This is a genomic window from Actinotignum vesiculae, assembly GCF_051267215.1.
Lineage (GTDB): Bacteria > Actinomycetota > Actinomycetes > Actinomycetales > Actinomycetaceae > Actinotignum > Actinotignum schaalii.
In genome coordinates, this window is the sequence record NZ_JBOZGG010000007.1 from 60,043 (window position 1) to 81,605 (window position 21,563).

A 21,563-nucleotide genomic window follows, 5' to 3' on the forward strand; every position below is an offset into this window, starting at 1 on the left:
CATTATGAGCGAAAGCGAAACGACGTCCACGTATAATCACGGCGCGATTATGGAGGTGGATCTCCAGCGCGAAATGGAGAGTTCCTACCTCGATTACGCCATGTCCGTTATTGTGGGTCGCGCGCTGCCGGACGTGCGCGACGGCCTCAAGCCCGTGCATCGGCGCGTTATCTACGCGATGTACGACGGCGGATACCGGCCAGATTCCTCCTTCTCCAAGTCAGCGAAAATCGTGGGCGATGTTATGGGGCACTACCACCCCCACGGCGACGCCGCGATTTATGACACGATGGTGCGCCTGGCCCAACCCTGGTCCATGCGCTACCCGCTGGTATCGGGCCAAGGAAACTTCGGTACCTCCGGTGATCTGGGGGCGGCCGCCCCGCGGTACACGGAAGCGCGTATGGCCCCCCTCGCCCTGGAAATGGTGCGGGATATCAAGGAAAATACGGTTGATTTCGAGCCGAATTACGATGGCTCGCTTATGGAACCGACCATCCTCACCTCCCGTTTCCCGAATCTGCTGGTCAACGGCTCCGAAGGTATCGCGGTGGGCATGGCCACCCGCATCCCCCCGCATAACCTGCGCGAAGTGAATGACGGCGTGCAGTGGTACCTCGCCCACCCGGATACTTCTCGGGAAGAACTCCTGGGTGAGCTCATGCGCCGCATTAAGGGCCCGGATTTCCCCACCGGGGCAACGATTCTGGGCACCCGCGGTATCGAGGATGCCTACCGGACCGGGCGCGGCTCGATCACCCAGCGCGCCGTGGTGGAAGTCGATGAGATCGGGGGCCGCACCTGCCTGGTCATTACTGATCTGCCCTACCAGGTCAATCCGGATCGCCTGCTGGACAAAATGGTGGAGGGCATTAAGGATGGCCGCCTCCCGGGCATTGCTGATATTCGCGATGAGACCTCCGGGCGGGCCGGCCAGCGGATCGTCGTCGTTCTAAAACGCGACGCGGTACCGAAGGTGGTTCTCAATAATCTTTACAAGCATACGCAACTACAAAATAATTTCCCGGCGAATATGTTGGCGCTGGTGGACGGGGTGCCGCGCACGCTTTCTCTGGACGGTTTCGTGCGGCACTGGGTCGCGCACCAGATGGACGTGATCCGCCGGCGCACCGAATACCGCCTCAACGAGGCGCTCAAACGCATGCATATCCTGGAGGGCTACCTCAAGGCTCTCGATGCCCTCGATGAAGTTATTGCGCTGATTCGGGCGTCGGCCACCGTGGATGTGGCCCGCACGGGCCTTATGGAGCTCCTCGATATTGATGAGGACCAGGCCAATGCGATTTTGGAAATGCAGCTGCGCCGCCTGGCCGCCCTGGAACGCCAGAAGATCCTGGATGAATACGAAGAAAAGCGGGCCCTCGTGGAGGATTACCGCGGGATTCTGGCTTCGGAGGATCGCCAGCGTTCCATTATTTCCGAAGAACTCCAGGCCATTACCGATAAGTACGGTGATGACCGGCGCACCACCATCCTTCCCTACGACGGGGAGATGAGTGTGGAGGACCTTATCCCCGAAGAGGACGTGGTGGTCACGGTCACGCGCTCGGGTTACGTCAAGCGCACCAAGGTGAGCGAATACCGCGCCCAGCATCGCGGCGGTAAGGGGATTCGCGGGGCTTCGCTGCGCGTGGATGATGTGGTCGATCACTTCGGGATTGCTTCCACCCACGATTGGCATTTGTTCTTCACGAACCTGGGGCGGGTGTACCGCCTTAAGGGTTACGAGCTTCCCGAAGGTGGGCGCGATGCCAAGGGCCAGCACGTGGCGAATCTGCTGGCCTTCCAGCCTGGGGAAACAATCGCGGCGGTGCGTTCGATTCGCAGTTACGAGGACGCGAAGTACCTGGTGCTCGCCACGAAGTCCGGGCTGGTGAAGAAGACCCCGCTCCAGGATTACGATTCCCCGCGCTCGGGCGGTTTGATTGCGATTAAGCTGCGCGAGCTGGCGGATGGGTCCAGCGATGAGGTAGTGGCCGCTTCCCTCGTGGATGAGGCCGATGACCTGCTGCTCGTTTCCCGCCACGGGATGTCCTTGCGGTTCACCGCGGATGCGGAATCGCTGCGGCCGATGGGCCGGGCGGCTTCTGGGGTGACGGGTATGAAATTCCGCGGGGATGATTCGTTGCTGACCATGGACGTTGTGCATGATGATTCCCAGGTGTTCGTCATGACCGAGCAGGGCTTTGCCAAGCGCACCAGCGCGGATGAATACCGGGTGCAGGGCCGTAACGGTATGGGTATTAAGGTGGCGAAGCTGACTGAGGCTCGCGGGGATTTGGTGGGTGCGCTCATGGTGTCCAGTGGTGACGAGGTGCTCGCTATTATGGAATCGGGCAAGGTGATGCGCGCCGCGGTTGATGAAGTGTCGCTCACCGGCCGCAACACCCAGGGCGTTACTTTCGTGCGGCCCGATAAGGGTGACAGAATTATTGCTGTCGCGCGTAATGCTGAGGTGGAGATCGAAGAAGAGGTCCCCGCCGCAGGCGAGCAGGCGGCAGCGGAGGCATCCGCGGAATCTTCGGAAGCCGCTGAGGTGACGGAACCTACGGCAGCTGCGGAAGTTACGGAATCTACAGAACCGGCCGCTGAAACCTTGGAGAACTGAGATGACAGATACACAACACACTCCGGAACGCGGGCCCGGCCGCGGGCGTGAGCGCGCGGGGCTGGAGGCCACCCGGGTGCGCGGGGCCATGCCCGCGGCGGCGGAGGGCCACACCGGTCCGGCTGCTTCCATTGCTTCCGCGCCGGCGCATTCAGCTATGCGGTACGACGGCGCCGCTGGCGCCCCGGGGCGGGCCGCCAGCGGGTCAGCTGGCCCGGCCGCGGGCGGGCCAGCTACCGGGCATCGGGCTAGTGCCTATCCTCGGGTGTCCGCCCCGGAAGGTGCTGCTCCCGCGAAGCAAACCGTGGGCATTCGCCGGATCCGGATGACCATCGCCAAGGTGGAGCCGATGTCCGCCATGAAAATCGGCTTCCTGCTGTCCGTGGCGATTGGCGTGATGATCGTGATCGCGATGATGCTCATCTGGTTCGTGCTGGACGGCATGCACGTGTTCTCGCAGATGTCGGATCTATTTGAGACCCTCGGCAATGAAGAATTGCTGCGGGTGGGCGAATACATGGAATTTGGCCGCTGGATGGCTTTCGCCGTACTGGTGGGGATTATTCATATTGTGCTTCTGACCGCGCTCTCCGCGATCGCGGCGCTGATCTATAACCTCTTCGCGGCTCTGGTGGGAGGACTGCGCTTGACAGTCACCGATGAGTAGGGCGCGCGCCCCGTGGTGGCTGTGGGTTATCCGCTACCTGGTGCTGGCCCTGGGCCTGTTCATTATGGGCTTCGGTATCCAGTTGGCTATTGCCTCCGACCTGGGGACCTCCCCGATTTCTTCCCTCCCCTACGTGGTTTCGCGCATGACGCCGATCTCGGTGGGCACCCTGACCGGGTGCATGCACGTGGTCTTCATCGTGATCCAGCTGGCGTTGCTGCGCCGTGAATTCCCGCCGCTGGAATTTCTGCAATTACCGATGGCCCTGCTCATGGCCACGGGTATCGACGCGGCCGGCGCGATCCTCGGCCCGATCACGTATTCGAGCTACACCCAGCAGTGGCTGCTGTGCCTGGGCGGGGTGGCGGTGCTCGCGGTGGGAATCTGCGTGGAGGTGAGCTCCGGGGCGGTCGTCAACGCCGGCGAAGGTGTGGTCATCGCGATCTACCGAAAAACAGTGCGCCGCTTCGGCGTGCATCGCTGGACTAATTTCGGCGCGATCAAGGTCTATAACGACGCCGCCCTGGTTGCTCTGGCCACCGCATTGTCCTTCGCGGTGCTCGGGGAGCTCGTGGGCGTGCGGGAGGGCACCCTGGCGGCGGCGGTGCTCACCGGCCCGGCCATCCGCCTGGTGACTCCCTGGCTCGGGGTGCCGCTGCGCCGCCTGCTCCGGCTCGCCTAGCCACCAGCCGGCCGGGCGCGCCGGCGTCGTCGTAAAAAATACGCGCGCAGATGCGGGTTCCTGGGCGTGAAAACGGCGTTTGCGCACGCCATCGGGCCGGTGTGACGCGAACCGCAAGCGAAACGATTTGGAAACGGCGGCTCGCCGGTGTAAACTCATGTGGTCACCGGGCCTATAGCTCAGTTGGTTAGAGCGCAGTCCTGATAAGACTGAGGTCGATGGTTCGAGTCCATCTAGGCCCACGGTTACGAGGAGGGTTATGAAACGGGTTGGTTTCTTCCTCGGTTCGCTTGCTGCTGGATGTTGTGCTGTCGCTGCCCTGGTGCACGTGATGGATGAGCATTCTCGTTGGCACCACGTTCCGGATCCCGCGCCGGAATCTTAGGGGCTATGGCGCAATTGGTAGCGCACCTGCTTTGCAAGCAGGGGGTTAGGGGTTCGAGTCCCCTTAGCTCCACCAGATTTTCCTTTGATGCTTGGCCTTTAGCCCGCCCGCAAAGTGTGCGTATGAGCACTGTTTTCTCTTGTTTTTGGGTGTCTTATACACACTTGGGCGCGCCCGCGCCGCTGGCGGCGGCCTGCCAGCCTACCGGCCTTGCCAGTTTCGTCAGCAAAATGTACGTGGGTGACAGTTTTCAGCTGGATTTATGTTCCTGACGTACATTTTGTGGCTCGCTAGGTCCGAAATGTACATTCTGTAAAGCCGGAAGCCGAGGCCCATTCAGGATAAACGTAACCCCGGCGATTCAGCCGAGGCTGGTGATCGTTCCGTGGTCTTCGCGAGCAATCCTACGGGAACTTCGAGCGAAGTCAACAGCATCATTTACGTCGGTAAAGCGCCAGGGTGGCCTGACTTGGCTCATTTAGTCAGACGGCATCGATATCAATCCTCCGCGACCACCCGCATGACCTCGTCCATGGAGTACCGAATTCCATCGTCTTGCTCCCGCGCCTGCCGATAGAATTCCGTATCAATAAATTCTTCGACGCGCTCCAGGGCTGACTCACGAACAAAATCCGAAAGGCTTTGGCCCAGCTTATTGGCGTACGCCTGAATCGACGCAAGTTCCCAAGGTTCGAAGTGGATGTCCACGGTGGATGTGTCCATGACTTACCTCTCCTACAACGTTGTGAAGCCAAGTGCTAAGGCAGCTATATCCAAGGATATCTTCAATGGGATCGCCCGCGTGCTACAAAGTGACGACTGCACCGCCCACAAACTGACGACTGGAATCCCCACAAACTGACGACTCGATTTCCCATAAACTGACGACTCTGGACTTTTGCCGCTAGGTATTGCGGTGCTTGAAAGGCGGTGACGGGAAACGTACTGCGTTTGTGGTACATACGCGGTACAGCTCGGAAAGAACATACCGGCTCCGGCGCTGCCCGGACCTTGCGTTCCGAATCCGCCCACGCCCACGCCCCGCACGCCTGACACCCACGCCTAGCGCGCGTGTCACCCACGCTTCACGTCCCGACGCACTCCCGCCCCCGCCAGCCCACCATCAGGCGCTTTCCAGCGCCCTCCCAGGCCGCGCGGTACCCTAGAGATGCCGGGCAAAGCAGCCCGGATCCGAACATAGATCCGAACATAGACGTCCAGGAAGCGATGGTGAGGAACCATGCACACCGAGTCCCCGGGCCTTGACCGCAATGCCCCTACTCCGATTTTTCGGCAGCTCGCCACCTGGATGCGTGAACAAGTAAGTACCGGCGCGTGGCGCCGCGGCGACCAGCTCCCCATGGAAATCACCCTCGCGGAACAGCTCAATGTGGCCCGGGGTACCCTGCGCAAAGCCGTGGACCAGCTCATCGACGAAGGTCTGCTGGTGCGGGTGCGCGGGCGCGGCACCTTCATCGCCCACGATATTGTGCGCTCGCCGCTCACCTCCTCCCTCACCACCCTCGCCGAAGAACTCAAGCAGCGCGGCATCGACTACACCACCCGGGTGCTCGCCCAGGAAGTCATCCCCGCCCCGCCGCCGATTGCCGCCGCGCTGGGAGTCGACGGCAATATTTTCCACCTGCGCCGCATGCGTGGCGACGCCGAAGGCTCCATCACCCTCCTCGATAATTGGGTGATCCTCCCCCCGCTGTGCGCGGAACGCGCCGTCCTCGTCAAGCAGGATTACGAGGCGAATTCCCTTTTCGGCACCCTGGAAAACGACCTCGGCATCGCCCTCTCGCACGGCAGCCGCACCATCTCCGCCGTCGGGGCCGACCGCAACCTCGCGCGCATCCTCGCAGTTCCGCACGGCTTCCCCCTCATCGACATGAAGCAGGTCACCTATGATGCCTCCGACCGCCCAGTAGAAACCTCGCGCATCTGGATCCGCCCGGACCGCCTGCGGATTCACTCCATCGTGCACCGCACCCCGCTGCCGTCATAAAGGCCGGCGCGCTTTTCGGGGTGTCCGTTGCGGCGGCGTCCCGTTGCCGCACGGTCACCATCCCGAGCCCGCGGCCCGCCGCCCGCGCGCCGCCCTAAACCTGTCCACTAGCTGTACCTACTTGTATATACTTGTTCACACTGCTACCCTCGCCTTAACGCACGAGTTCAAGGGGGAGCAATGCGAATACTTGTTGTCGGCGGCTACGGCGTCGGCCTGTCATTTTTCACCCAGCGCCCGCCCGCGGACGGAGAAACCATCTCCGGGGCGCGCTTCAGCCAGGAACACGGCGGCAAAGCATCCAACCAGGCAGTCGGGGTGGCCCGGCTGGGAATCCCGGTCAGCTTACTCACCGCCGTCGGCTCGGATTGGTACGCCCACGCCGCGCGCGAAATGTGGGCGGCCGAGGGCGTGGACGCCTCCGCCGTCGTCACCAAAGAAGGCGTCACCATGGTCGGTGTGATTATCACGGACGCCACCGGAGAAAATCGCATTATCCTCGCCAACGGGGTTTTAGACCAGCTCAGCCCGGCAGACATCGGCGCGCACGCCGCCATATTTGAAAGCGCGGATACCGTCCTTATTTCCTGCGAGATCCCCGCGCCCAGCGTAGCGCGCGCGATCACCTTCGGGCGCGCGGCCGGGGCGCGCGTTATCCTCAACCCGGCCCCGGTGCCACGCCTGCCCGAACACGTCTTGCGCCAGGTCGACGTCATCACGCCCAACGAAACGGAAGCGCTCGCGCTCTTGCAGATGTTGGGGAACGACGACGCCGCCACCGCGCTCGCGGCCCTCCCACCCCAAGAAAAAGCCGCCCGCATCGCCCAAGCCCTGGAATGCACCGTGGTGCTCACCCACGGAGCGGAGGGCTGCTACGTATGCGAAAGCGGGGGCCAGCCGCAGAAAATCCCAGCTGAGACGCCCCGCGCCGTTGTGGATACCACCGGGGCGGGCGATGCCACGAACGCGGCGCTCGCGGCGGCCCTCACCTGCGGGGCAGCGCCGGCGGAGGCGGCTCGCTTCGCGAATTGCGCCGGCGCTCTTACCGTAGAAGCGGAAGGAGTGCTGCCGGGTATACCCAGCATTGACGATCTTCACACCCGCTTCGGTGCCGAGCGCTGCGCCGTCGTACTTCCACGTAACTCATAACAATCCGAACGGAAGGATAAATAATGGAAAAACCCACGCGTATCGCGCCGGAAGATATTAAGAATCCACGCGATTTAGCCCCGTATATTCAACACACACTCATTAAGATCGGAACCACGCGGGCCGAATCGATCCGGCACGCGGAGCAGGCCATTGAATATGGATTCAACGCGGCGATGGTAGCCGGATCCCAGGTGCCCATTACCGCGAAGGTGCTGGAAGGTACCGGGATCGAGGTGGCCTCCGCACTCGATTTCCCGACCACCGGGGTGATGACCTCGGCCGGGAAAGCCGCGGAAGCCGAAGCGCTGGTGAAGGCCGGCGCCACCCAAATTGATATCGGGGTGCAGATCGGGTGGCTCAAGGACGGCGAATATGACAAGTTCCGCGAGGATATTGCCGGCGTCGTCGCCGCGGGCGTGCCCGTTAAAGTGATGCTCGAACTGCCGCTCCTCACCGAGGCCGAACGCCGCGCCGCGGTGGAACTCTCCGTGGAAGCCGGCGCGAAATACCTCAAAAATGCGTCCTCCGGATCGGTGGAAAAGGCGAGCGTTGAATCGATTAAGTTCTTGAAAAGCCTGGCGCCCGCGGGCGTTCTCATCAAGGGGTCGGGCGGCATCTCCACCTTTGACCACGCACTATCGTTGATCCGGGCCGGAGCGGCCCTGGTGGGATCCTCGAACTCGGTTGCCATTGTGACCGGGGAAAACGGCCACGAAAGTTACTAGGAGCACTCATGACGAAGGTACCTTTTATCCTCGATACCGATACCGCGCAGGACGATTGCGTGGCGATTCTTTTCGGCCTTCTCGATGAGCGGGCTGATTTGCGGGCCATCACCATGGTGGCCGGAAACGTTGGTTTTGAGCGGCAGATCAAAAATGCGCAGATGACGCTCAACGCTGCCGGTAAACTCGGCGCGGTCCCCATTCACGTTGGTTGCTCGCAGCCGATGTTGCGCGAATGGGTGTCCGCGGAGGACGTCCACGGTGACGGCACCGGCGGTTTGAGTATTGATTTTACGACGACGCACGTGGAGGACGAGCACGCCGTAGACGCTCTTCTGCGCATCACAGCTGCCCAACCGGGTGAGGTGAGCGTGGTGGCGATCGGGCCACTGACGAATATCGCGACCGCGGTGGTCAAGGATCGCCAGTTCGTGAAGAACGTCAAGAGCCTCTACATTATGGGTGGATCCAATAACGGCCGTGGAAATACGATTTCCGCGGCCGAATTTAATTTCTACGTGGATCCGGAAGCCGCCCAGATTGTGTTCACGGCCGGCTTCGAAGATATTCACGTGGTGACCTGGGATCCCATCACCCTGCGTGATGCCACGATCACCCGCGCCGAATACAATGCACTGGCCGACAAGGATACGACCCTCGCGAAATTCTTCAAGAAGGTCTGCGATACCACCCTGGACTTCAACGAATCGGTGGGGGTGGATGGCTCCACGCATCCCGATTCCATGACGGTGGCTACCCTCCTGCATCCGGAACTTATCCTCAGCGAAAACCGCTACCGGGTGGATATTGAAACCGGTTCGGAGCTCACCCGCGGGTACTCAGCCATGGCCTGGGAGAAATTCCCGCTCCCCGCGAATGCGTACGTGGTGGAAGAAGCCGATAAAAAGGCGTTCTTCGCGCGCCTGGATGCTTTGCTCGCGCTGGAAACCACCCCGAATCAGCCTTTTGCGGGCCTCGCATAGTTCTGCCGGATATCGGTTCATCATCTGTGAAGGAGAATTCCATGGCTGAACTTTTGAGGGGACAACCTCCGAGGGAACAACCCTCAAGGGAACAACCCTCCGAATATATTGAGGGGACCACGGTGCGCGCCGCCGGCAACCGCGCGATTAACCCGAAGCTGGTGCTCACCGCACTCATGCTGGTCATCGCGAGTTTCCAGCTCAATGCCACGATGCTGGCGCCGGCCATCGGCGATATGGCCAGCGCCCTTCAAACCAATGCCGGGGTGATTGGCTGGAGCTCCACGGTGTTCCTCGCGGTGGCCGCGGCGCTCGCGATTTTCTTCCCGCCGCTCGCCGATAAAATCGGGCGGCGCGTGACCCTGCTGATTTCCGTGAGCTTTATGGTGGTGGGAACGGTGCTGGTACTGGTGACCAGCAGTGTGGCCATGCTCATGGTGGGGCGCTTCCTCCAAGGTTTCTGCGGGGCCACCTTCGCCCTGGGTAACCTCACCCTGCGCGCCATCCTCCACCCGAAGAAATACGGTTTCTATATCGGTTTAGTTGCCGCGATTAATTCCGGGGTGGCCGGGATCGATACCCTGCTGGGCGGGGTGATCGTGGATCACGCCGGCTACAAGGGAATTTTCTGGACGATCCTGGCTCTGGAAGTCCTGGCCCTCATCTGCGTGGTGGCCTGGGTGCCGGAAACTCGAGTTCCGGCGGCTAGCCGCATGGACTGGGGCGGGGCGATGACCCTGACCGGCTCGCTATGGTCGGCGAATATGGCGCTCACCTTCGGCTTCGGTTCGCTGGGCTGGGGGAACACCTGGACCATTGCCGCGATTATCGCGGCGGTGGTGCTGGCGGTAGCTTTCGTGCTGGTGGAGCGCGGGGTATCGGATCCGCTGGTTCCGCTGAACGAGCTGGTCAAACGCCAAACATGGGGCGTGACCGGCACGGCCTTCTTCACCCTGGCTTCCGCTTTCTCGGTGCTCATGTATCTTATCCCGGCGGTATCCCAGGATGCGGAGAACGGCCTGGGTATGGGAGGCACGGAATCCGCGCTGCTCTACCTCACGCCGTTCTCACTGCTGGGCTGGCTGCTGGCGCCCTTCGTGGGCAAGTACGCTCCGCGGCTGGGCTACCGCGCGATCCTGCGCGCAGGCCTGCTGGGCAGCATCGTGCTCATTACCGGGGTGGTGGTTTTCGGCTTCGAGAATCGCTGGGTGCTCTTCACCCTGGCCTTCCTCATGGGCGCCACCTATACCGCGATGTCTAATACCACCCTCAATGCCATGGGCGTGCTTTATGCTTCGCCCACCCGGCCGGGGGTGCTCCCGGGCCTGACCTCCGCGGCCTTCAACCTGGGCGCGGGCGTGGGTACCGGGGTGATGGCCTCCTTCGTGGCCCGCAATGCGGTGGCCGGCGATATTACCGCCGGCTATTCCCAGGCTGCGATTGTTGGTTTGGTGTGCGCGGTGATCGCCTTCGCGATTTCGCTGGCGTTGCCGGCCCAGGAAACGACCGGGGGTGAGAAGATCTAGGCTGGCTTTCCCGGGTAGAGGCCGGGCTGCGGCCGGGTAGTTTCCGGTTCGCGTCTAGCTGGCTGACGAGAGCGGGGTCGCGGGTTTTCGGCCGTGCAGTTAGGCACGTTGCAGCGAGCCCGCGGCCCCGCTTTTCTCGGTAGGGTGGAAGCGTTAACACCGCATACATAAAGATCCGCACGCAAAGGATAGTTGTGACAACGCAGCACGTTTCCCGGCGCCGGCGCCCGCCGAGTTCGCGCCACTACACCGCCACCCAATTGCACCATGCCCGCCTGGCGGTGAGCGCGCTCTTCTTCACCAACGGCGCCATTTTCGCCAATATCGTGCCGCGCTTCCCCGAAATCAAGCGGATCCACGAGCTCGACAACGCCGTCTACGGCCTCGCGCTCGCGGCCTTCCCGGCCGGCGGCATTATCGCAGGTGTATTCGCCGCGCCCCTCATCCGTAAATTCGGCTCCGCGCCGGTGGCGGTGGCCGGCACGCTGCTCACCGCCCTCGGCCTTATTGTGGCGGGCGTGGGCCCCACGGGAATCTTCTTCGCGGCCGGCATGTTCCTCGGCGGCGCCTGCGATGCCGCCACCGACGTCGGCCAAAACGCGCACGGCCTGCGGGTCCAGCGCCATTACGGGCGCTCAATTATTAACACCTTCCATGCCACCTGGTCCGTGGGCGCGATGAGCGGCGGGCTCATGTCCGCCGCCGCAATCGGAATCGGATTATCGGTGCCCACGCATATGGTGCTGTCCGGAATACTGTGGGCCGCGGTTGCGCTGGTGGCCCGGCGCTTCTGTTTACCCGGGAACGACGCCGCAGACCCCGGGCCAAGCGGCACTCCCGCAGGTCACGTTGGTGGCGGGGCAGGCGATGCGGGGGAAGTGGCGGCGTCGTCGGCTCTTAATACGGATACGCAAGAAGCCGAGCCCACCGGATCAAGCGAGCCATCCGGGACTTCGGGGCCTCTTACGTTCCGCACCATGGCAATGCTGGGTGCGCTGGTGCTCATTGCCACGATGGGTGGGCTCATTGAGGACGCCGGGTCGAGTTGGGCGACGCTGTACGTGGGGCAGCTCGGCGCCGCGGGCTGGCTGGCCGCCGCGGGGTATGTGGGGCTGGTCGGCTCGCAGTTTGTGGGGCGGCTGCTGGGCGATGGCCTGGTGGATCGCTTCGGGCGGCGCACCGTGGCCCAGGGCGGGGCGGCGCTCATTACCGCGGGGATGGGGCTGGCGCTGCTGTTTCCGAGCGTGCTGGGCACGATTGCCGGTTTCGCGGTGGCTGGTTTTGGCTCGGCCACGCTGGTGCCGGCCGCGATTCAGCAGGCCGATGAACTTCCCGGCCTCAAGCCGGGCACGGGTCTGACCGCGATTTCCTGGCTGATGCGCATCGGTTTCCTGGTGTCTCCGCCGATTGTGGGGATGGTGGCCGATACGTTTGGGCTGCGTATCGGCCTGTGCGTGGTGCCTTTCGCCGGCATCACGGTGCTCCTCCTCAGCGGGACGCTGAGCCAGGGCGCGCGGGGCGCGCGGGAATAGCGAGCCGAACCGGGCGCGCGCGATGAGCGCGGGGAGCGGGGTGAGCGCGATAAGCGGCACATCCCCGCGCCGCCGCAGCCCAGCGTCCGGGAGGAATAGTGAGCGCCGGCGTTTAGCTCCCCGCGGGAGCGGCGGCGCCGTCGTTACTGCCTGTCGTTACTGCCCGTCGTTACCGCCGTCATTCAACTCCGCGAGGCGTGCCTCGAGGTCGGCCGGGTCAGCGCCGCGGAATCCCGCAATGGCGCTGAGCGGAGCGTCGCCCATGAGGGCGAGCATATCCACACCAAGGTCACCGCTATCAAAGGAACCGCGCACGAAGTCCTCGATAACGGCGCGCCCGCCGGGAACCGCCAGGGTTTCATTGACTGTGGAGAGCAGCGTGAGGTGAACCGGCGGCTCGTTACCGGCCAGCTCCACCTCGGCAACCAGCGGCAGATCGCGGCTGGAGGCCCCCGCCGAAATCCGGTACGTGCCCTTTTCCACTAGGAATTCGCCGTGTTCCACGGACCAGTAGGCCACATCGGCAGCACGCACCGTGATGGAAACAGTACGGGCCTCCCCGGGCGCGAGCTCCACCCCGGCAAAACCCTTGAGTTCACGCGGCACTCGAACCACGCGGGAATCGGGCACCGACACGTACACCTGCGCGACTTCACGCCCCGCCACCGGCCCGGTATTGCGCACGGTGAAGCTCACCCGAATATCATTGCCGGTAGCCTCGACTTTCAGATCGCTATAGTCGAAAGTGGTGTAGCTCAGGCCGTGCCCGAAGGGGAAAGCCACGTCCAGCGCCCGCGCATCGAAACCGCGGTACCCCACAAAAAGCCCTTCGCCGTAGCGCACCCCAGAGCGGTCGCCCGGGAAATGCGGGTAGGAGGGGCAGTCCTCCAGGCGCAGCGGAATCGTTTCGGTGAGCTTCCCGGAGGGGTTCGCCTTCCCGAAAATAATATTGGCGATAGCTTCGCCGCCGGCCTGGCCCAGCACCCAGGTTTCCAGAATGGCGGGAACTTTATCCGCGAAGGGAATCGTCACGGCCGCCCCGTTTGTTAGCACGACGACGACATTCGGATTCACCTCCAGCAAGCGCTCCAGGAACTCCAGCTGCGCGGCCGGGATACTGATTGTGCTGCGGTCGTATCCTTCTGATTCTTCGGCTTCGCCCAGCCCGAGGAAAGCCAGGCACACGTCAGCCCCGCGGGCCTGCTCCAGGCGCGATTCGTCCAGCGGGGCGTAGGTGGCCTGCGGGGCGAGCGCCTGGATGGCATCCCAGGCCGTGGCGACCCGGGTGGGGTTCACCAGGCTCGATCCGGCGCCCTGGTAGCGCGGACGCTGGGCGAATTCCCCGAATACCGCGATGCTGGCATCGGCGCGCAGAGGAAGTGCGCCGTCGTTCTTGAGCAGAACCACAGATTGTTCCGCAACCTTGCGGGCCAGATCGTGGTGGGCCGCGGCATCGAAATCCTCCCCGCGCTCGCGCGGTGCTTTTTCAATCAGCGCACTCACGCGCACGGCCGCGGTTTCCACCGCGCTCGGCTCCAACTCCCCGGCCTCCAGCGCGGCAAGGATTTCCTTTTCGTGGATGCGATGCGCGGGCATTTCCAGGTCGAGCCCGGCACGCAGCGCGGCGCGGCGGTCGCGCACCGCACCCCAATCGGACACAACCACGCCCTCATAGCCCCATTCCTCGCGCAGTACCGTGGTGAGCAGCCAGCGGTTTTCGGAAACGAGCGTACCGTTGAGGGAATTGTAGGAACACATAATCGTCCACGGGGCGGCCTCCTTGACCACCTTTTCGAAAGCGCGCAGGTAGATTTCGCGCAGGGTGCGTTCGTCCACCTGAGAATCGCGGCGCATCCGGTCCGTTTCCTGGTTATTCGCGGCGAAATGCTTGAGCGAGGTCCCCACTCCGCGGCTCTGCACGCCGCTCACGTAGGCCGTTGCCATAGACGTGGTGAGGAAAGGATCCTCGCTGAAATACTCGAAGTTGCGGCCGCAGCGCGGGTCACGTTTGATATTAATTCCGGGTCCTAGAACGACGCCGACACCCTGCGCCCGCGCCTCCTCCGCAATCGCGGTTCCCACGGCGCGCGCCGCTTCCGGGTTCCACGTGGAACCGAGGGCCACGGCGGGTGGGAAGCAGGTGGCCGGCAGCGAGGCGCCCGATCCGAGGTGATCGCCCTCGCCGGGTTGCACCCGCAGGCCGTGCGGGCCATCCGAGACCATAATCGCATGCCCGTACTCGTTCTCGTGGGTATGCCAAAAGTCTTTGCCGCCGGTGAGGAGGGCTGAGGTGTGGTGGGTTTGTTGGATTCGTTGGGTTTCTGGCGTTTGCTGTGGGTTTTGCAGGTTCTCTGTTTTCTCTGTCATGGTGTTGGCCTTTCTACGTCGTTGTAAGGAGGTGGGGAATCTATGACCACCATATTCGTAATGGTCTCTTTGTGATAAAACGGGGGCCTCCGGATTTCCCCAAACGGAAGGCCCCCGTTACGACTTCCCACGCGGAGAAGCCAGCTTTTTAGCTATGCACCTCCACCGGGGTGGTCAGCACCCGGCCTTCCGGCACAATCCGACGGTCGCCCACCAGGGTGATGTGCATCGGGCTGAGGCGTTGTTCAGAGGAGCTTCCGGCGGAGAGGAGAATCTCTCCCGGCTCCACAATGCGCTGCATATCAATGCCGGTGAAGGAGAATCGATCCGCGTGAATCCGGAACGTCACCTGCTTAGTTTCGCCCGCATCAAGGTGGACCTTCGTGAAGCCAATAAGTTGCTTGAGGGGGCGTACTACTTCCGCGTAGGGATCGGTGGCATATAGCTGCACTACATGTGAACCCGCCCGCTCACCGGTATTACTCACGGAGACGGTGTACGTAAGCTCACCATCAACCGGGACTTCCGTTGCGGACACCTGCGGATTACTCAAGGCAAACGAGGTATAGGAGAGTCCGAAACCGAAGGGGTAGAGCGGGCGGGGGTCTAGATTGGAGATTCCGTCAGAGAACCAGCCGAGCGCGGGAGCCAGATAGGTGCCGGGTTGTCCTCCCTTGGTGCGCGGGATAGCAATGGGAAGTCGGCCCGAGGGGTTCGTCTTTCCAGAGAGAACATCGGTCAGCGCTTGTGCTCCCTCCACGCCGGGCATAAAAGCCTGGATAATCGCCGCGCACCGATCAGCGTATTCTCCTAGTGCGTAAGGGCGACCCGTCACCAGTACTGCAACGGTGGGTGTTCCGGTGTCGAGAATTGCATTGAGGAGCTCGCCCTGGCGTCCGGGCAGAGACAAATCGACGACGTCGCACCCCTCGCCCGAGGTACCTCCCCCGAAAAGTCCCGCAATATCTCCTAGTGTCACCACCGCAATATCTGCCTCGCGGGCTGCCGCCACCGCACGGTCGAAGGCGTCGTCGTCCCCATCGAGGAAACCGGTTCCCTTCTCGAAAACAGGAGCCTGAGTGAAGATCGTGGGCAAAGTTTCCTCAAGGGAGTGAATATCAAGCCCAGTTCCCTGATCCTCGTACCGCGAGAGCACGTGATTGGGGAAGGAGTAGCAGCCGAGGAAGGAACGCACCTCCGCCCACGTTGGTCCAATAATCGCTGCCTTCTGGGACGGTTTGAGCGACAAAATATCATCGTTTTTGAGGAGAACAATGGATTCATCTGCTATCTCTCGCGCAATCTCACGGTTGTGGGGAGAGTCGAGATCACGTTCCTTATCAATGTGATCCTGGCTCCAGGGTTTGTCAAGTAGACCCAGCTCAATTTTTTGAGTTACAACGCGACGAACAGATTCATCGAGATCGGCTTCGCTGAGAAGGCCGGCACGAACAGCTGCCGGAAGATCGTTGTACGCTACCGTTTCCGGAAGCTCAACATCCAAACCGGCCCGCACCGCAAGTGCGGCAGCATGCGGAGAATCCTCCGCGACACGGTGCATAGTCTCGAGGAATTTAACAGACCAATAGTCAGAAACAACGGTTCCTGTGAAGCCCCAGCGCTGGCGCAAAACATCCGTGAGGAGGTGCCGTGACGCGGCTGCCGGTTCGCCGTCGATATCCGAGTAGGAGTTCATAACGCTGGAAACCTTGCCCTCGCGAACGGCCATCTCGAAGGAGGGAAGAATAATATCTTCAAATTCGCGCGGGCCGATGGATACCGGTGCGTGGTTGCGCCCCGCACGGGCGGCAGGGTAGCCGGCAAAATGCTTTAGCGTTGCGAGGACGCCGGCGGATTCCAGCCCACGCACATAAGCGGTACCGAGCATGCCCACAAGATAGGGGTCTTCTCCGCAGGTTTCCTCCACGCGTCCCCAACGGTAGTCACGCACCACATCGAGAAGAGGGGACAAGCCTTGGTGCACTCCGATAGCGTGCATATCCTGACCGATAGCATTCGCCATTTTCTCAATGAGTTCGGGATTCCACGTTGCTCCCCACGCGATAGCAGCGGGGAAAACGGTGGCTCCCAGGCAAGTAATACCCGTCAGGCATTCTTCATGAATGATCGCGGGGATATTGAAACGCGAGCGGGAGATAACTCCGCGTTGTAACCGATCCATTTTCTCGGCACCGTCCGAAACGGAAATGGGATCTGCGCCGTAAATTCGAGACAGGTGGCCAAGTCCGTAGCGAGCGGTTTCTTCCCAGCTCAGACGGTTCTGAGCGAATTCATGTTCCATTGGGGCAACATCCCCGGTAGCCGCCGTTGCCGTGGCTTCCGTCTCGATGTCATTATCGGGGTGGCCCGAGTTGAGAAGGGAATCCTCATCTTGTTTGCGTTCCCAATAACTACCGAGCTGTCCAGCTTTATCTTCCAGGGTCATCTCGCTTAAAAGAGCATCCACCCGTTCGGAAGTGGGGAGGCTTTTATCGTTCCATGGTTTCATGATGTGCTACTTTCCGAAGCCGGCGGTAAGGCCGGCAACCATCTGGCGGCGCCCGATCACGTAGGCGACGAAAAGGGGGATAACAGAGAGGACAACTGCGGCAAGGATGGCGGGAACATCCGCCGTGAATTCACCCTGATAGGTCCACAACGACAGGGGCAGAACCCGTTTACCGCTCGATTGCGTGAGGATCAAGGGGAAGAGGAACCCGTTCCACACGTTGAGTGCGTCGTAAATTCCCACGGTGATGAGCGCGGGAGCGGACATCGGTAAAACTAGCCGGCGCAGGATCTGCATATTGGTAGCGCCGTCAACCGTCATAGATTCGAAGAGTTCACGCGGAATATCGCGCATGAAGTTCGTCAAAATGAGGATCGTAATAGGAATGGCGAAGCCAACCGAAGGGAAGATCAGCGCCCACAGGGTGTCATAGAGTCCGAGCTGGACAATCATGAGGTACACCGGAACGATCGTGGCCTGGATCGGAATCGCGATTCCGAGGAGGAAGAAACGGAAGGTTCGGGTGATGCCGCGGGTGCGCCGTCGAATAATAACGAAAGACGCCATCACGCAAATCGTAAGGGTGACCGCTACGGTGATAATCGTGACGAAGAGCGAATTACCGAGGTACAGCCCGAAATCGTTCTGAATTACTTCGTTATAGGCGCGCAGGGATGGATCGCTAGGGAGCGCGAAGGCGCCTTCCTTGTAGTAATCCTCGCGTGGGCGTAACGAGGTCACGATGATGTAGTAAATAGGGATGATCGTGACGAATAGCCAGAGCCAGCCAAAGAATCCGGAAACGATGCGGGGCCGGTGCCGCGTCGACATTTTCTTGGTCGCGCGCATAATTTAGACTCCCTCCATCTGAGATTCCATGTTTTCCGCGCCGCTGAGCTTGTTCAGCGCCAAGGAAAATGCCAAACCCAACACCACGAGGATGACGCCGATAACCGCGGCCGCACCCATCTCGTAGGAACGGAATCCCGTGAGATACATATGAAGTGGCAAAATACGCGTTGCGTGACCCGGTCCGCCGTTCGTCATCACGAAGATGAGGTCGAAGTACGTAAGCGAACCAACGATCATAAGGGTTGACGAGGTCACAATCGTGTACTTCAACTGCGGGAGAGTGATGGTGAAGAACTGACGTATTGGTCCTGCTCCATCGAGCGTTGCCGCTTCGTACAACTGGATGGGAATCTGCCGTGCACCACCCTGATATAGCAGGGAATGCAGCGGAATAAAGCACCACGAGATAACGAACAGTACCGTGAAGAACGCGAGATTCGGGTCTCCCAGCCAATCCTGTTTGAGGAAGGGCAGTCCCAAGGTTGAAATACCGAAATTGGGATCAAGCAAGGCTTTGAAGGTAATACCTACCGCCGCCGATGAGAACAGAAGCGGAAGGAAATAAATAGCGGCAAGAACCGCACGATACCGCTGTTTCCCGGCCATGAAGACACCCAGAAGCAAACTAATGGGAGTTTGAATAAGCCAGGTGAGGACCGTGAGCAGCATGGTCAGTTTGAATGAATGCATGGTGACGGGATCGCTCAAAACGCGGCGCCACTCATCTAGCCCAACGAATTGCGGAGTTCCAAGGCCATCCCACTGGGTGAAGGACAGCACGAAAACACCAATCAGCGGTACAACAGCGAAAAATACGAAGAAGGCGAGAGCGGGGACCAGCAGCCAGAGCGAGGGCCCGTAGCCGCTGGTCCGCTTCGCGCGATGCGCTACAGCTTTCATAGCGTCGCATTCATATTGTCAACGAACTGCTGCGGGGTGAGCTGGAGTAGGAACACCTGGCTGAGGTTCGTGAGAAGAGCTTGGGATTGCTCGGAGGGAAGTGCTTGATCCCAGGAAAGCTGGAAGTGCTCGGCATCTCCGAGCGAGCTGTAGATAAAGGATAGGTAATCCGAATCCTTTGCCTTGGCGATCTTGTCATCAATTCCCTTCACTCCGGGAACCGCACCGATCTCGAGCAGATGATCAACATACGCATCATTGAGATTAATGGTGTTGAGGTAGTCGGTCACAGTCTTCTGCGCATCCTCGGAGCCCTTGGCGGAAACCGACCAGTAGTTTGCGGGGTTACCCACGAGATTCTTCGGATTTCCCTTTCCGCCAGCGATAGTGGGGAAGGTGGAATAAAGAAGATTGCCAGAGGAAGCAAATGTCGGGTTGTCTTCATGGAAGGAGGTCCACACCCACGCTCCCTGCAAAACCATGGCGGCCTTACCGGTATGAACCATGGCGATATCTCCACCCGCATCCGCTGTCACGGAGCCGTAAGCATCACCGAAAGCGCCGAGCTCAACGAGCTCCTGAATCATTTCGAGAGCCTTGAGAATTGCCGGATCCGACCATGCTCCCGGTTCACCATCGAGAACTCGCTGGAAGACTTCTGGACCACCGATGCGATCAGTGAGGTACTGGATCCACATGAGGTAAGGCCATTGCGATTGCCCCGCTAAGGCAATGGGAGTGACACCGGCAGCCTTGAGAGTTTTCACCGCGGTGAGAAGATCGTCCCAAGTTTGGGGAACAGAAAGCCCGTGAGCGTCAAGAACTTCCTTATTGAGGTAGAAGTACACGCCCTGTGCCTGGTTGACGGGGAGCGCGTAGACCTTACCGTCAACCTTTCCAGTTTCGAGGATTGCGGGGAAAAGCTTGTTTTGAAGTTCGGTGGTGGAATCCGTTAGGTCAACAACCATGCCGTTATTGACGTAATCACGCAGCGTGCCGCCACCCCAGCTCCACACCAAGGTGGGGGACTGGGGAGTATTGACCGCTGTGCGAATTTTCTCCTTGTACGCGTCGTTACCCATGTATTCCACGGCGATCTGACGGTCAGGATTATCGGAATTCCACTTATCAAACGCTGCGCGGACTACTTCTTGAGCTCCGCCGGTGAGCGCCCAGGCGCTTGCGCCGTCGGCACCTCCGGAAGGTTTGGCACCGCCACAAGCGCCTAATCCAAGTCCAAGGGCTGCCAGAGCGGCGACCCCTGCACGGAGAAGAGTACGTTTCATCGTTGAAACTCCTGTTCCGGGGATTGCTTTCAACCCTCGTTGGTCGAAACTGTTTCGCGAATCCACCATCAACATATTTAGTTTCTACCGAAAACAAAGTCCATTGCAAGAGACGTGGCTCACATTAGCTGTGGGGTGGGGTGTAGAAAATGCCGAAGAATCATTCGAGTGAGTGGATCAGATCTTTGCTTTTTACTCTTCACAAGTGCGAAACTATTTCGGAAGGAGGTGCGTGGTGTCAAAAAGTAATGTGCAGAGCGCTCGGGTGACACTTCATGATGTGGCCGCGAAAACAGGGCTGTCACGCGCAACAGTGTCCAAGGCCTTGAATGATCGCCCCGATGTTTCTGTTGCTACGCGCCTTGCGGTGCGAACAGCTGCGGAGGAATTGGGTTACTTGCGCTCCACCCAGGGAGGTCCCTCCACATTTCCGCACATTGCGCTAGTGTCGGATTCTCTTAAATCTCCTTACGCCATGGAAGTGATTTCCGGTGCCGCTGTGGAGAGCCAGCATATGGGTTTCGGCTTAACCGTGTGGCAATTGGATGAGACTCCAGATGATTCTCCTTCCACACCCCGCGCGATAGAACCACTGTCGGAGGATTGGCTTAGGCTCGTCGCATCGCGCGGATACGTAGGAATCGTTCTGGTAACCGCACCGATTTCCGAAAATCTTGTATCACTAGCCGGAGATCTCAATATCCCCATCGTCTCCGTTGATTCACCACAGGTTCCTCCCAGAGGTGTGCGTGAACTGGGTGCGACTAATTGGCGTGGCGGCAAGGATGCGACGGGTTATCTTTTCTCCCTCGGCCATCGCCGTATTGCTTTCGTTTCCGGACCGCCTCGATCTGTCCCCTCCCAAGACCGGATGCAGGGATATCTCTCCGCGTATCAAATTGCCGATGTGGCAGTGGATGACAAGCTTATTGTTGAAGGAGGGTTCACGTTTGAGTCAGGATTTACGGCTGGGCGGCAATTGTTTACCCTACCCCGCTCACAGTGGCCCACCGCGGTTTTCGCCGCTTCTGATCAGTCTGCATTAGGGGTAATCGAGGCTGCGCGAGCAACCGGTTTGCGGGTTCCGCGGGATCTGTCAGTTATTGGATTTGATGACACTCTCATGGCGTGGTCCTCATCGCCGCAGCTCACCACGGTGCGTCAACCCATTCGCCAGCTAGGTGCCCTGTCCATCCGCACTCTGTCCGATGCTCGTAAGGGTATCGATACGGGCGGTGCTCTTCAGCTCACCACCGAGCTCATCGTCCGCGGCACAACCGCGCCCATGCCTGAGCCGATGTAACCGCTGAGCCCATCGTGACGAATGGTTCCACCCGTTCCCGCCAAAAATCGTGTCGTA

The 21,563-nt window shown here is 60.7% G+C and carries 17 protein-coding genes, 2 tRNA genes and 1 pseudogene; 14 read left to right on the forward strand and 6 right to left on the reverse strand.

All coding sequences use genetic code 11. The annotated features are described in order from the left end of the window. The first annotated feature begins 4 nt into the window (after window positions 1–4). From gyrA to ACRQHG_RS05190, 6 genes are all read left to right on the forward strand, one after another. Window positions 5–2,629: a DNA gyrase subunit A gene (gene gyrA, locus ACRQHG_RS05165; protein WP_435719668.1), complete on the forward strand. Its 2,625-nt coding sequence runs from the start codon at window positions 5–7 to the stop codon at window positions 2,627–2,629. Between the two features lies 1 nt (window position 2,630). Further along, on the forward strand, window positions 2,631–3,296 hold the full coding sequence (locus ACRQHG_RS05170; RefSeq protein ID WP_435719669.1) for a DUF3566 domain-containing protein: 666 nt from the start codon (window positions 2,631–2,633) through the stop codon (window positions 3,294–3,296). Continuing rightward, window positions 3,289–3,978, forward strand: a complete 690-nt coding sequence (locus ACRQHG_RS05175; RefSeq protein WP_435719670.1) for a YczE/YyaS/YitT family protein — start codon at window positions 3,289–3,291, stop codon at window positions 3,976–3,978. Before ACRQHG_RS05170 ends, ACRQHG_RS05175 begins: the two co-directional genes overlap by 8 nt. A gap of 168 nt (window positions 3,979–4,146) precedes the next feature. Beyond that, window positions 4,147–4,220: transfer RNA gene (locus tag ACRQHG_RS05180), tRNA-Ile, on the forward strand. Window positions 4,221–4,237: 17 nt separating this feature from the next. Further along, complete coding sequence (locus ACRQHG_RS05185) at window positions 4,238–4,363, forward strand: hypothetical protein (protein WP_257960159.1); 126 nt, start codon at window positions 4,238–4,240, stop codon at window positions 4,361–4,363. Further along, window positions 4,363–4,438 (forward strand) — tRNA-Ala (locus ACRQHG_RS05190). The genes ACRQHG_RS05185 and ACRQHG_RS05190 overlap by 1 nt, the downstream gene beginning before the upstream one ends. Before the next feature lie 423 nt (window positions 4,439–4,861). On the opposite strand, the gene ACRQHG_RS05195 is transcribed toward ACRQHG_RS05190, so the two are convergent. After that, entirely contained in the window at window positions 4,862–5,086 is a 225-nt protein-coding gene (locus ACRQHG_RS05195) for a DUF6290 family protein (RefSeq protein ID WP_435719672.1), read from the reverse strand. A gap of 517 nt (window positions 5,087–5,603) precedes the next feature. Between ACRQHG_RS05195 and ACRQHG_RS05200 the strand changes: the two genes are divergently transcribed. The 6 genes from ACRQHG_RS05200 (at window position 5,604) to ACRQHG_RS05225 (ending at window position 12,289) form a co-directional block, all read left to right on the forward strand. Next, window positions 5,604–6,371, forward strand: coding sequence for a GntR family transcriptional regulator (locus ACRQHG_RS05200; RefSeq protein ID WP_026428923.1), 768 nt, complete (start codon window positions 5,604–5,606; stop codon window positions 6,369–6,371). A gap of 180 nt (window positions 6,372–6,551) precedes the next feature. Further along, window positions 6,552–7,520, forward strand: coding sequence for a ribokinase (locus ACRQHG_RS05205; protein ID WP_435719673.1), 969 nt, complete (start codon window positions 6,552–6,554; stop codon window positions 7,518–7,520). Between the two features lie 23 nt (window positions 7,521–7,543). After that, window positions 7,544–8,248 carry a deoxyribose-phosphate aldolase gene (gene deoC / locus ACRQHG_RS05210; protein ID WP_435719674.1) on the forward strand — a complete coding sequence of 235 codons (705 nt, stop codon included), beginning with the start codon at window positions 7,544–7,546 and terminating at the stop codon, window positions 8,246–8,248. Between the two features lie 8 nt (window positions 8,249–8,256). Continuing rightward, on the forward strand, window positions 8,257–9,231 hold the full coding sequence (locus ACRQHG_RS05215) for a nucleoside hydrolase (protein ID WP_435719676.1): 975 nt from the start codon (window positions 8,257–8,259) through the stop codon (window positions 9,229–9,231). Window positions 9,232–9,272: 41 nt separating this feature from the next. After that, window positions 9,273–10,757, forward strand: a complete 1,485-nt coding sequence (locus ACRQHG_RS05220) for an MFS transporter (protein WP_435719677.1) — start codon at window positions 9,273–9,275, stop codon at window positions 10,755–10,757. A 194-nt stretch (window positions 10,758–10,951) separates the two neighbouring features. After that, entirely contained in the window at window positions 10,952–12,289 is a 1,338-nt protein-coding gene (locus ACRQHG_RS05225; RefSeq protein WP_284901162.1) for an MFS transporter, read from the forward strand. Window positions 12,290–12,445: 156 nt separating this feature from the next. Here the strand turns inward: ACRQHG_RS05225 and ACRQHG_RS05230 are convergent, their stop codons facing one another. The 5 genes from ACRQHG_RS05230 to ACRQHG_RS05250 form a co-directional block, all read right to left on the reverse strand. Then, a complete protein-coding gene (locus ACRQHG_RS05230; RefSeq protein ID WP_435719679.1) occupies window positions 12,446–14,656 on the reverse strand; it encodes a glycoside hydrolase family 3 C-terminal domain-containing protein in 2,211 nt (736 codons plus the stop codon). Window positions 14,657–14,804: 148 nt separating this feature from the next. Then, window positions 14,805–17,165 carry a glycoside hydrolase family 3 N-terminal domain-containing protein gene (locus tag ACRQHG_RS05235; RefSeq protein ID WP_435719680.1) on the reverse strand — a complete coding sequence of 787 codons (2,361 nt, stop codon included), beginning with the start codon at window positions 17,163–17,165 and terminating at the stop codon, window positions 14,805–14,807. A gap of 6 nt (window positions 17,166–17,171) precedes the next feature. Continuing rightward, complete coding sequence (locus ACRQHG_RS05240; protein WP_435719681.1) at window positions 17,172–18,014, reverse strand: carbohydrate ABC transporter permease; 843 nt, start codon at window positions 18,012–18,014, stop codon at window positions 17,172–17,174. 3 nt (window positions 18,015–18,017) lie between these two features. After that, window positions 18,018–18,917, reverse strand: coding sequence for a carbohydrate ABC transporter permease (locus ACRQHG_RS05245; protein WP_435719682.1), 900 nt, complete (start codon window positions 18,915–18,917; stop codon window positions 18,018–18,020). Then, window positions 18,914–20,203 (reverse strand): extracellular solute-binding protein, encoded by a 1,290-nt coding sequence (locus tag ACRQHG_RS05250; protein ID WP_435719683.1) that lies wholly within the window; start codon window positions 20,201–20,203, stop codon window positions 18,914–18,916. The genes ACRQHG_RS05245 and ACRQHG_RS05250 overlap by 4 nt, the downstream gene beginning before the upstream one ends. 280 nt (window positions 20,204–20,483) lie before the next feature. Here ACRQHG_RS05250 and ACRQHG_RS05255 point away from each other — a divergent pair. Both ACRQHG_RS05255 and ACRQHG_RS05260 read left to right on the forward strand, forming a co-directional pair. After that, window positions 20,484–20,594: pseudogene (locus ACRQHG_RS05255) on the forward strand (LacI family DNA-binding transcriptional regulator); the annotation flags it as partial. A 54-nt stretch (window positions 20,595–20,648) separates the two neighbouring features. Next, the gene (locus tag ACRQHG_RS05260; protein WP_435719698.1) at window positions 20,649–21,506 is read left to right on the forward strand and encodes a substrate-binding domain-containing protein; all 858 of its coding nucleotides are present in this window, start codon (window positions 20,649–20,651) and stop codon (window positions 21,504–21,506) included. Window positions 21,507–21,563: the final 57 nt, after the last annotated feature.

Coding starts and splice junctions, on each gene's coding strand:
- gyrA (WP_435719668.1), top strand. CDS start 5: ATGAGCGAAAGCGAAACGACGTCCACGTATAATCACGGCGCGATTATG.
- ACRQHG_RS05170 (WP_435719669.1), top strand. CDS start 2,631: ATGACAGATACACAACACACTCCGGAACGCGGGCCCGGCCGCGGGCGT.
- ACRQHG_RS05175 (WP_435719670.1), top strand. CDS start 3,289: ATGAGTAGGGCGCGCGCCCCGTGGTGGCTGTGGGTTATCCGCTACCTG.
- ACRQHG_RS05185 (WP_257960159.1), top strand. CDS start 4,238: ATGAAACGGGTTGGTTTCTTCCTCGGTTCGCTTGCTGCTGGATGTTGT.
- ACRQHG_RS05195 (WP_435719672.1), bottom strand. CDS start 5,086: ATGGACACATCCACCGTGGACATCCACTTCGAACCTTGGGAACTTGCG.
- ACRQHG_RS05200 (WP_026428923.1), top strand. CDS start 5,604: ATGCACACCGAGTCCCCGGGCCTTGACCGCAATGCCCCTACTCCGATT.
- ACRQHG_RS05205 (WP_435719673.1), top strand. CDS start 6,552: ATGCGAATACTTGTTGTCGGCGGCTACGGCGTCGGCCTGTCATTTTTC.
- deoC (WP_435719674.1), top strand. CDS start 7,544: ATGGAAAAACCCACGCGTATCGCGCCGGAAGATATTAAGAATCCACGC.
- ACRQHG_RS05215 (WP_435719676.1), top strand. CDS start 8,257: ATGACGAAGGTACCTTTTATCCTCGATACCGATACCGCGCAGGACGAT.
- ACRQHG_RS05220 (WP_435719677.1), top strand. CDS start 9,273: ATGGCTGAACTTTTGAGGGGACAACCTCCGAGGGAACAACCCTCAAGG.
- ACRQHG_RS05230 (WP_435719679.1), bottom strand. CDS start 14,656: ATGACAGAGAAAACAGAGAACCTGCAAAACCCACAGCAAACGCCAGAA.
- ACRQHG_RS05235 (WP_435719680.1), bottom strand. CDS start 17,165: ATGAAACCATGGAACGATAAAAGCCTCCCCACTTCCGAACGGGTGGAT.
- ACRQHG_RS05240 (WP_435719681.1), bottom strand. CDS start 18,014: ATGCGCGCGACCAAGAAAATGTCGACGCGGCACCGGCCCCGCATCGTT.
- ACRQHG_RS05245 (WP_435719682.1), bottom strand. CDS start 18,917: ATGAAAGCTGTAGCGCATCGCGCGAAGCGGACCAGCGGCTACGGGCCC.
- ACRQHG_RS05250 (WP_435719683.1), bottom strand. CDS start 20,203: ATGAAACGTACTCTTCTCCGTGCAGGGGTCGCCGCTCTGGCAGCCCTT.